Source organism: Kitasatospora putterlickiae (assembly GCF_039527695.1).
GTDB classification, from domain to species: domain Bacteria; phylum Actinomycetota; class Actinomycetes; order Streptomycetales; family Streptomycetaceae; genus Kitasatospora; species Kitasatospora putterlickiae.
Genome location: NZ_BAAAKJ010000265.1, coordinates 1 through 9,979 on the forward strand (window position 1 = coordinate 1; position 9,979 = coordinate 9,979).

Sequence of the window (9,979 nt, forward strand, 5' to 3'; positions counted from 1 at the left end):
CCCCCAGGGGCTACGGCCTGCCCGCGTCCTTCACCGCAACGGCCGGCCGGCTGCCCGGCGTCCGGGCCGCCACCGCCGTCACCCTGCTCACCGACGCGGCGGTCCTGCGCCCCGGCCAGCGCCACCTCACCATCAGCCTGCTGGTCGTCGACCCGCCCGCCTACGCCGAGATCTCCCGCACCGTCGGCCGCGGCGCCTTCGACCCGGCCCGACTCGCCGCCCCCGACGGCCCGGCCTGGCCGGACGGACGCGACGTCCCGGTCCCCGCCCTCTACTCCCGCGGCCTGGTCGAGCAACTCGGCGGCCACCCCGGAGCCGAACGCGTCTACCTCACCAGCACCGGCGAACTGCGCGCCCAGTACGCCGGCACCATCGACGCCACCCCCGCGCTGCGCGACTCCACCCACCCGTTCATCGTCCTGCCGGCCGGCCCGGCCACCGCCCGGGCCCCCGAACTGGGCGACCACGGCCACTGGTTCGCCATCGGCGACGTGGACGAGGCGGCCGTGCGGCGGCTGCTGCACGACCTGCCGGTGCACCCCCTGCTCGCCGACACCGCCCGGCTGACCGGCATCCCCCACGTCGGCCCGCGTCCCACCGACCTCCCGGACGGCTACCTGGTGAACACCGCCGCCGGCCTCACCACCGCGCTCGCCGAGGACCCGCTGCAACACGCCGCCACCCGGGTGTTCCGGGCCACCACCGCCGGCGCGGGCGCGTTCGCCCTGCTCGCCGCCCTGCTCACCCTGCTGCGCGCCGCCCCCGACCGCGCCGCCACCCTCGCCCGGCTGCGCACCATGGGCCTGCGCCCCCGCCAGGGCCTGGCGCTCCTCCTCGTCGAGACCCTGCCGCAGACCCTCCTCGCGGCGACCGGCGGCGTCCTCGCCTCCCTCACCGCCACCGCCCTCCTCGGCCCGGCCCTGGACCTGTCCGCCCTGCTCGGCACCCACGTCCCGCCGGGCCTCCCGCCGCGCCCCGCCGCCGTCCTGCCCCCGGCCCTCGCCCTCACCGCCCTGGTGACGGCCGGCGTCCTCACCGAGGCCCTGCTGACCGGCCGCCGCCAGATCACCACCGAACTACGGGTGGGCGACGCTCCCTGACCAGCCCACCGAGGCCAGATAGGCGGCGGCCAGCTCCGGCGTGGCGAGCCACTCGGCGTAGTCGGCGGGGTCGGCGTAGGTGCGGGCGAGCCGACGGGCCACCGCCTCGTGCTCGCCGGCGGCCGCGAAGACCTCCTGGAGGTGGTCGGGCATCGTCAGCAGCGCCGCCGTCAACTCCACGCCGTGACGGGCGTGCCGCTCCCAGAACTCCTCGAACACGCCGGTCATCCACGCCGCGGTGAACGGACCGTCCCCGCGCTCGACGATCGCCCGCAGACAGGCGTCCGCCGCCAGCGCCGCGCCGTTCGCGCCCTGGCCGGTGATCGGGTCGTTCACCACCACCGCGTCCCCGATCCCCAACACCGCGATCCCGTCGCCCAGTTCCGCCACCGGCCGGCGCACCACCGGCGTCAGCGCGCCGCACAGCGAACCACCGGGATCGGTGGGCTCGGCGCCCGCCCACAACTCCGCCTCCCAGGGCAGGTAGCGCGCCATCAACTCCCGCATCCGCTCCAGCTGTTCCACCGCCCCCGGGCGATCGTCGAAGCAGTCGAACGGGCTCCCCGGCAGCGCCTCCCAGAGCAGGATGTCGCACCGGCCGGACAGCGTCAGCGCCGGCTGGAGGTACAACTCCCCCACCCCGGGCACCGCGTGCATCCGCGCTCGCGGCCCGGCCGCCGGATCGGGCGCGCCCACCCCGTGCGCGTACAGCGCCGCCAGCCGCCGCTGCGGCGCGTCGAACGGCGAACGGGCGGCGTCCCGTTCGAAGATCCCGGCCAGCTCGCCGCGCCCCGCCGCGACCACCGTCAGGTCGTTCGCCGCCGCCAACTCCCGCAGCCCGGCCAGGTCCAGCTCCCGGTACTCCACCCGCCCGCCGCGCTCCTCCACCAGCTCCAGCCAGCGCGCCATCTTCAGCCGCTGGTCCACCGACTGCGCCGGCTCGTCCATCGTCATGGTGAACTCCAGCGCCCGCACCCCGGGTTCGGGCACCAGCACCGCGTCCACCGACCGCACCCCCGGCGCCTCCCCCTCCCACAGATCCAGCCCCGCCGCCCGCTCCACCCGCAACGCCGGCCCGAACATCGCCTGCGTCGACATCACCCGCCCGCCCCGCACCTCCTCCGGCCGCCGCGCCGCCACCACCGTCACCTCGTACCCGCCCGCCCCCAACAACCCCAGCCCCACCTGCAATCCCGCCTGCCCCGCCCCCACCACCGCGATCCGCCGCACAGCACACACCTCCATGTCGGTCACCAGGCGAGCAGCTTCCGCCGAACGCCCCCACCGTGTCCAGACACCCCCGGGGCACGTCAGCCGCCCCGCCCCGCACACCGCCACCCGTGGGCGGGCGGCCTCCGCCCAAGAAGCCTGTCACGGTTGGGTCAAGTGGTCCCCCGCCGGAGAAGGGCGTGGAAACACTGGCAGCCATGCATCCCTCATTCGGGCGCAGGCCCGGGACCGTCCTGCGCGGCACCACCCGCCCGGCGGCTGTCCTGCTCGTCCTGGCGGCCGTCACCGCGTGCTCCGGTCAGGACACCGCGAAGACCACCGCCACCGGCGACACCACACGGACCGCCATCACCCTCACCGCGGCGACCACCGCCACCAAGGAGAACCTGGAACGGAGCGCCTCCCAACTCCGCGCGCGGGCCGCCGCCCTGGGCCTGACCGACGTCAGGACCACGATCCAGGGCAGCACCATCACCGTGACCGCACCCGGCGACGCGGGCGGAAGACTCACCGCCGTCACCAGGCCCGGGCAGCTGCTCTTCCGCCCCGTCCTCGCGCTGGCACCGTGCCCGACGGCGCCCGAGGCCGATCCCTCCGACCCGACGGACCCGCTCCTCCAGGGCACCGCCCCGCCCGAACTGGCCGCCCGGTTCGCCGCCCTCGACTGCGCCGAGGACCGGAACCTCCCGGACCTCCAGGCCGCCGCGTCCGTGCCCGCACTCGCCTTCGGCGCCGCGGCGGAACACGACGTCCGGTACAAGTTCGCGCTGGGTCCCGCCTCCGTGAACGGTGCCGACATCGTCGGCGCGGAAGCGGCCTTCGCGGAGCAGGGGACCGACGGCTGGCAGGTGCGGCTGTCCTTCAACCCCGCGGGTACCAAGGACTTCGCCGACAGCACCGGCCGGCTCGCCGCCCTGCCCAGCCCCGGCAACGAGTTCGCGATCGTGGTGGACGGGGAGGTCGTGTCCCACCCCTATGTGAGAGAGGCCCTCACCGGGGGCGAGGTGGTCATCAGCGGGTCCTTCACCCGCGAGGCCGCCGAGCAGCTCGCTTCGGCGCTGGCCCACCAGCTGCCGATCGAATTCCAGCGATCGGCCGTCACCACGCTGCCGCCCGTCGGAGCGACACCGTAGGACCTCGCCGCGGCCGCGCCGAGCGCCGACCACGGCGAACGGACGGCCGGACGCGCACGCTCCGCACGACGGCGCGGATGCCGAGTACGACGTCACCCGGCCGCCGTCACCCGCGCGGAATCCGCCCCGGTGACGGCGGCACCGGGATCTTCACCGGCGCGAGCCGGGGCGACTCCTGGCCGGGGCGGCGGCGTGGGGCGGGGGTTGTGTCAGGGGGACGGCGGGTGGTGGGAGGAGCTGGGGCGGACGATGAGGTCGGCGCGGAGTTCGACGCCCTCGGCGGGGGTGGGGGCGCCGCGGAGTTGGGTGAGGAGGCGGGTGACCAGGGCGGTGGCGATGGGGCGCAGGGGCAGGCGCAGCGAGGTGAGGGGCGGGCGCAGGTGGCGCGCGAGGGGGGTGTCGTGGAAGCCGGTGACGGCGAGGTCGCGGCCGATGTGGAGGCCCTCGGTGCGGGCGGCCTCGTAGATGTCGAGGGCGGCGAGGTCGTTGTCGGCGGCCACGGCGGTGGGGCGGCCGGGGGAGCGCAGCAGGGTGCGGAGGTCGCCGTCGGCGGGTGCGGGGACCAGGGTGAGGCCGAGGCGGGCGGCCTCGCGGTGGAAGCCGTCGCGGCGGGCGGCCAGCCAGGGCAGGGGGGTGGCGGCGCCGACGAAGGCGACCCGGCGGTGGCCGCGTTCGGCGAGGTGGCGGGCGGCCTCGGCGGTGGCGGCGGCGTTGTCGATGTCGACCCAGTGCGGCGGCAGGCCGGGGCCGGTGCGGCCGAAGGCGGCGAAGGGGATGCCGAGGCGGGCGGCGTGGGCGGCGCGGGGGTCGTCGGGCAGGACGTCGGCGAGGATCAGTCCGTCGACCTGGCGGGCGGCCACCACGGCGTCGATCGCCGCCCGGGCGTGCCGTTCCCCCGCCGCGGGGCGGAGGAGCAGCACGTGGTGGCCCTCGGCGCCGGCGGCGTCGACGAGTGCTTCGAGGAAGCCGGCCATCAGCGGGTTGGGGTCGTGCGGGTCGTCGACCGGGGCGAGGTAGCCGATGGTGCGGCGTTCGCCGGTGCGCAGCGAGCGGGCGGACTGGTCGGGCCGGTAGCCGAGGCGGTCGATGGCGGCGGTGACGCGGGCGAGGGTGTCGGGGTGGACGCGGTGCGGGGCGTTGAGCGTGTTGGAGACGGTCTGCCGGGACACCCCGGCCGCGCCGGCGACGTCCGCGATGGTGGTGGCGCGGCGGGCGGGGCGCGGTTCCGGGGTGGTCATCGGCACTCCTCGAAGGGGTGGTGCGGCGCTCAGACCCGGCGCAGGGTCAGCAGGCCGCCCCGGGGGACGTGGACGGTGACCCCGCCGTCGAGGCGGACCGTCGCGGTGGAGACGGCCCGGCCGCGGGCGTCCTGGACGGTGGCCTCGGCGATGCCGTGGCCGCCGGTCAGGCGGACGTCCGGGTCGGCGTCGGCGTTGGCGACCAGCAGGGTACGCCACTCCCCCGCCGCCGCGACCGGCAGCGCCGCGTACCGGCCGACGATCACCTCGCCGTCGCCGATCGCGGTCACCATCGGGTAGCCGAGGTCCGGGCGGGACGGGCGCAGGTCGCCGAGCTGCAGGGTGTCGATGTGGGCGCGGGCGACGCCCAGCCAGAAGGCGAGCGCCTCCCGCTGCCCGGGGTTCTGGGCGGCGAGGTCGACGGAGATCTGCGGCACGCCGAACAGGACGTTGATCAGGTGGCCGGCGACCTGTTCGGCCGGCTCGGCGGGGTGCCACATCAGCATGTCGGCGTGGACCGCGAGCGGCCCGGCGATCAGCCGGGTGTCGACGATCCGCTGGCGGTTCTCGTGCGGGCCGAGCGGGCAGTCGGTGGCCCGGATCATGGTGGCGTACGGCCACAGGCCGGGGCTGACGTAGGGCTGGCGGTGTTCGATCATCGCCTCGGGGTTGGCGGCGTCGATCCGGCGGCGGACCTCGCCGAGCAGCAGGCGCAGGCCCTCGTCGACGGTGGCGCAGTCGGCCTCGGGGCCGGGGGCGGGCGGGTCCTGGACGCCGAACCAGTCGACGAAGTCCACCTTGAGCCCGTCCATGCCCCACTCCTCGGCGGCGCGGGCGAGCCGGTCGACGAGGTGGGCGCGGACCTGCGGGTAGCGGGGGTCGACGATGACGGCGCCGAGGTGGCCGGCGTCGGCGAGCGCGAACCGGGAGAGGGTGTCCCAGGCGGTGCTGTCCTTGCCGATGAAGGGCAGGGCGTACCAGAGGAGGTAGCGCACGCCGAGGTCGTGGACGCGGGCGACGTGGGCGGCGGTGTCGGGCAGCGAGCGGGGTTCCCAGTCGCCGCAGTGGGCGTAGCCGCGGGTGCGGTCGGTGGTCATCCAGCCGTCGTCGACGATGATCGTGTCGAGGCCGAGGTCCTTGCCGAGGGCGGCCTGGCGTTCGACGGCCTCGGGGGTGATGTTCTGGTGCAGCGCGTACCAGGTCGAGTAGGCGGGGCGGCGGGCGATGTCGGGGACGCGCGCCGGGCGGTCGGCCCCGGCGGCCCACCAGTCGGCGAGGTCGGCGAGGCTCTGGGCGAAGTGCCGGCCGGAGGCGTCGATGCGGACGGTGAGCCGTCCGGTGGCCTGGACCCAGAAGCGGAACTCCCCGGTCTCCTCGACGACGCCGGCGGCGGCCAGGGCGTCCTCGCGGTCGGCGGCGAACGCGCAGAGCGTGGTGTCGCCGGTGCCGACCAGGGCGGCGACGGGGGCGCCGCGGGAGAGCGAGGTGCGGCGCGGCGCGCTCCAGGAGGCGGGCAGCCAGCCGGTGCCGCGCGGTTCGGGGGTCCAGAACGAGGTGGCGTCGGTGCAGGGGGTGCGCCATTCGATCCGGACGTCACCCGTGCCGTCGCGGCCGGGGTCCTCGGCGGTGATCTCGACGACGTCCGGGGCGATGGTGCGCACCTCGGCGGTGCCGGCGACCAGCAGCTCCAGCCGGCCGGCGGCGAGCCCGGGCACGGCGACCGGACGCGGGCGGCCGACGGTCGCGGTGGCGGAGGTGTGCGGCTCCCAGATCTCGGCGGCCGCCGTGCTCTCGGCGTTGTCCGTCATGGTTCGGTTCAGCCTTTCGTGGCGCCGGCCAGCAGGCCGGAGATGAACTGCCGTTGCAGGACCAGGAAGAGGACCATCATCGGCAGGGTGGACAGCGCGGTTCCGGCGAGGATCAGGCCGTAGTCGGTGTTGCTCTTCATGCCCTGGAGGGTGGCGAGCGCGACCGGCAGGGTGTGCATCTCGGTGCTGCGCAGGGCGATCAGCGGCCAGACGAAGTTGTTCCACGAGCCGAGGAACAGGAAGATCCCGAGCGCGGCGAGCACCGGGCGCATGACCGGCACGACGACGCCGAACAGCACCCGCAGCTCCCCGGCGCCGTCGACCCGGGCGGCGTCGAGGAGTTCGTCGGGCATGCTGGACAGTGCCTGGCGCATCAGGAAGATGGCGAACGGCACGCACAGGCCGGGCAGGATCAGGGCCTGGTAGCTGTCGAGCAGGCCGAAGGACATCATCATCTTGAACAGCGGGACGAGCATCACCTGGTCCGGCACGACCAGGGTCGACAGCAGGACGACGAACAGCACCGTGCGGCCGCGGAACCGGAACTTGGCGAAGGCGTAGCCGGCGAGCAGCGCGACGACGAGCGCGCCGATCGTCTGGATCCCGGACACCAGCAGGGAGTTCAGCACGACCCGGCCGAGGCCGATCCGGTCCTGGAGGTGCCGGAGGTTGTCGCCGAGGTGGCCGCCGGGCAGCAGGTGCGGCGGCCAGTCGAAGATCTCGGCGTCGCTGTGGGTGGCGGAGACCACCAGCCAGTAGAACGGGGCGATGGACAGGCCGGTGACGGCGGCGAGCACCAGGGTCATCGGCCAGCCGCGCAGCCGGCGGCGCCTGCCGCCGGGGGCGGTGGGCGTGACGGGTGTCATTCGCGTTCTCCCATCAGGCGCATCTGGACCGCGCCGAGCACCGAGACGATGAGGGTGAGCGCGTAGGCGATGGCGGAGGCGTAGCCGAAGTCGAAGTAGCGGAAGCCGTTGTCGTACAGGTACATGGACACCGTGAGGGTCGCGTTGTCGGGCCCTCCTCGGGTCAGCACGTAGGGTTCGTCGAAGAGTTGGAGGGTGCCGATGGTGGAGAGCACCACGGTGAACAGCAGCACCGGCCGCAGCGCGGGCAGGGTGACCGAGGTGAACCGGCGCACCGGTCCGGCACCGTCGACCATCGCGGCCTCGTACAGCTCCCGCGGGATGCCCTGCAGACCGGCCAGGTAGATGACGGCGTTGTAGCCGGTGTAGTGCCAGGTCAGCACGAGGACGATGGCCATCCGGGACCAGAAGCCGCTGCCGAACCAGTCCACGCCGGACAGGCCGATCGCCTCCAGCGCCTTGTTGACGGCGCCGCTTTCGGTGTTGAGCAGGAAGGCGAACAGCACGCCGGTGGCGACCAGGCCGGTGACGGTGGGCATGAAGATGCCGAGCCGCCACACGACGCGCCAGCGGACCAGGGCCGCGTTGAGGCCGACCGCCATGAGCAGGGCGAGCGCGAGCATCACCGGGACCTGCACGACGAGGATCCGGCCGGTGTTGCCGAGCGCCGTCCAGAACAGCGGATCGTCCAGCAGCCGGCGGTAGTTGGCGAGTCCGGCGCCACGGGTGACGCTGCCGGAGCCGGTGGTGAGCGAGAGCAGGAGCGAGGAGACGATGGGGTAGGCCTTGAAGACCCCGAAGAGCACCAGGGCGGGTGCGAGCAGCAGGTACGGAACGGCCCGGCGGCGCAGCCGGGCGCGCCGGACCCGGGCGTCGGGGCGCGGGGTGGCCGCGAGCGGGGTCCGGCCGTCCACCGAGGGGGCGGCGGCGGTCACTTGATCTTGCGCCCGGTCTGCTGGGCGATCTGCTTGGCGGCCTCCTGGAGCGCGTCGGCCGGGTCGGCGCCCTTGGTCAGCACCCTGGTCTGGGCGTCGCTGACGAGCTTGAGCGCGCGGGCGTAGTCGCCGGAGTAGTTGGTGGCGTCGCCGCCCTCGGCGAGCAGCTCGGTGAAGGTCTTCAGGACCTGCTGGCCGCCGTAGTAGGCGCTCGGCTCGCCGTAGACCGGGTCCTGGTAGGCGGCGGTGAGCGCGGGGAAGACGCTGCCGGCCTTGAACATGGAGTTGACGGCGTCGGCCCGGGTGAGCGCGTACTCGACGAACTTCCAGGCGGCGGTGCGGCGCGGGCTGGAGGCGGCGACGGCGAGGTGGGTGGAGTTGACCAGGGCGGTGCGCTTGCCGCCGGGGGTGACCGCCGGGGGCCGGGTGAGCCGCCAGTTGCCGCTGAGGTCGGGGAACCTGCTCTCGATGAAGTGCGCCGCCCAGGAGGGCTGGGCGCCGGCGCCGAGCTTGCCCTCCTTCATCTGGGAGCGCCAGACGGTGGAGCCGGGCGTCTCGATGACGAGACCCGCGTCGTCGAGGCGCTTGACGATGGTGAGGGCGCGGACGCACTCGGGCGAGGTGAGGGTGATGTCGCCCTTCAGGTCGAAGAAGAACGCGCCCTGCTGCTGCATGAGGGCCTGCAGGAAGTCCACGTCCGGGCCGGGGGTGCCGGTCCGGTTGAGCCCGACCAGGCCGACGCCGGGGTTGGCCGCCTTGAAGGCGTCCGCGCCGGCGATCACGTCGTCCCAGGTCGCGAAGGTGGTCGGGTCGAGGTTGGCCTTGTCGAACATGTCCTTGCGGTAGAAGAAGCCCTGGGCGTTGACCTCCCAGGGCAGGGCTCGGGCTCGTCCGTCCTTGTCGGTGATGACGGGCCACAGGCCGGGGGTGAACTTGTCCTTGTGGGCGTCGGCGCCGAGGGCGGAGAAGTCGGCGAAGCCGTTGGGGAACTTCTCCAGGTAGCCGGGCAGGTAGTCGCAGCCGATGTGGAGGACGTCGGCGAGGCCCTGGCCGCCGGCCGCCAGGCCTACGGTGATCTTGTCCCAGATGGCCGGGTTGCCGACGTCCTGGACGTCGACCTTGATGCCGGGGTTGTCCTTCTCGAAGGCGGGGACCACGCCTCGCAGGGCCTCGGCGGCGTTGGTCCAGGACCAGACGGTGATGGTGCCGGTGGCGGCGTCCCCGCCGGAGGAGCCGGTGCCGTCGGATCCGCCGCAGGCGGAGAGGGCGCCGCCGGCGGACAGGGCCAGCAGGCCGGCGCCCGAGGCGCGCAGCAGGTCCCGGCGAGTGAGGTGTGACATGGCAAGCCTTTCCGAGAAGGGGCAGGGAGGGTTGACGGGTATCGGGCGGCGCGGGCGCTCAGGCCCGGGCGGGGTCCCGCCGGACGCGGCCGAGCGCCTCGGCGAGCGGCTCGGCGGTCGCGGGGTCGGTGCTGGCGTGCGGCGACAGCCGGATCCAGCCGGCGCGCAGGGTGGTGGCCAGCCCCGCGCGGGTGAGCGCGCGGTGGACGGCGGCGGGGTCGGCGCCGGGCAGCCGCAGCCGGGCGATGCCGCTGCCGGAGTCTCCCGGCTCGCCCGGTCCGCCGACGTACTCGGCACCGGCGGCGCGGACGGCGGCGAGCAGTTCGGCG

General features: G+C 74.8%; 7 protein-coding genes and 2 pseudogenes. 2 read left to right on the forward strand and 7 right to left on the reverse strand.

Features of this window, described 5'->3' with window-relative positions; translation table 11 throughout:
• Positions 1–1,100: pseudogene (locus tag ABD308_RS26815) on the forward strand (hypothetical protein); the annotation flags it as partial.
• Here ABD308_RS26815 and ABD308_RS26820 read toward each other — a convergent pair.
• On the reverse strand, positions 1,077–2,345 hold the full coding sequence (locus ABD308_RS26820) for a styrene monooxygenase/indole monooxygenase family protein (RefSeq protein ID WP_344339528.1): 1,269 nt from the start codon (positions 2,343–2,345) through the stop codon (positions 1,077–1,079). The pseudogene ABD308_RS26815 and the gene ABD308_RS26820 overlap by 24 nt on opposite strands.
• Before the next feature lie 182 nt (positions 2,346–2,527).
• Here ABD308_RS26820 and ABD308_RS26825 point away from each other — a divergent pair, with 182 nt between their 5' ends.
• Positions 2,528–3,463 (forward strand): SecDF P1 head subdomain-containing protein, encoded by a 936-nt coding sequence (locus tag ABD308_RS26825; protein WP_344339530.1) that lies wholly within the window; start codon positions 2,528–2,530, stop codon positions 3,461–3,463.
• Positions 3,464–3,672: 209 nt separating this feature from the next.
• Here ABD308_RS26825 and ABD308_RS26830 read toward each other — a convergent pair whose 3' ends face one another.
• The 6 genes and pseudogenes from ABD308_RS26830 to ABD308_RS26855 form a co-directional block, all read right to left on the reverse strand.
• Positions 3,673–4,701 (reverse strand): LacI family DNA-binding transcriptional regulator, encoded by a 1,029-nt coding sequence (locus ABD308_RS26830; protein WP_344339532.1) that lies wholly within the window; start codon positions 4,699–4,701, stop codon positions 3,673–3,675.
• A gap of 29 nt (positions 4,702–4,730) precedes the next feature.
• Positions 4,731–6,509, reverse strand: a complete 1,779-nt coding sequence (locus ABD308_RS26835) for a glycoside hydrolase family 36 protein (protein ID WP_344339534.1) — start codon at positions 6,507–6,509, stop codon at positions 4,731–4,733.
• A gap of 8 nt (positions 6,510–6,517) precedes the next feature.
• Positions 6,518–7,375 carry a carbohydrate ABC transporter permease gene (locus tag ABD308_RS26840; RefSeq protein ID WP_344339536.1) on the reverse strand — a complete coding sequence of 286 codons (858 nt, stop codon included), beginning with the start codon at positions 7,373–7,375 and terminating at the stop codon, positions 6,518–6,520.
• A complete protein-coding gene (locus ABD308_RS26845; protein WP_425554855.1) occupies positions 7,372–8,226 on the reverse strand; it encodes a carbohydrate ABC transporter permease in 855 nt (284 codons plus the stop codon). Before ABD308_RS26845 ends, ABD308_RS26840 begins: the two co-directional genes overlap by 4 nt.
• 80 nt (positions 8,227–8,306) lie before the next feature.
• Complete coding sequence (locus tag ABD308_RS26850; RefSeq protein ID WP_344339542.1) at positions 8,307–9,650, reverse strand: ABC transporter substrate-binding protein; 1,344 nt, start codon at positions 9,648–9,650, stop codon at positions 8,307–8,309.
• A gap of 58 nt (positions 9,651–9,708) precedes the next feature.
• A pseudogene (locus ABD308_RS26855) lies at positions 9,709–9,979 on the reverse strand (aminotransferase class V-fold PLP-dependent enzyme); the annotation flags it as partial.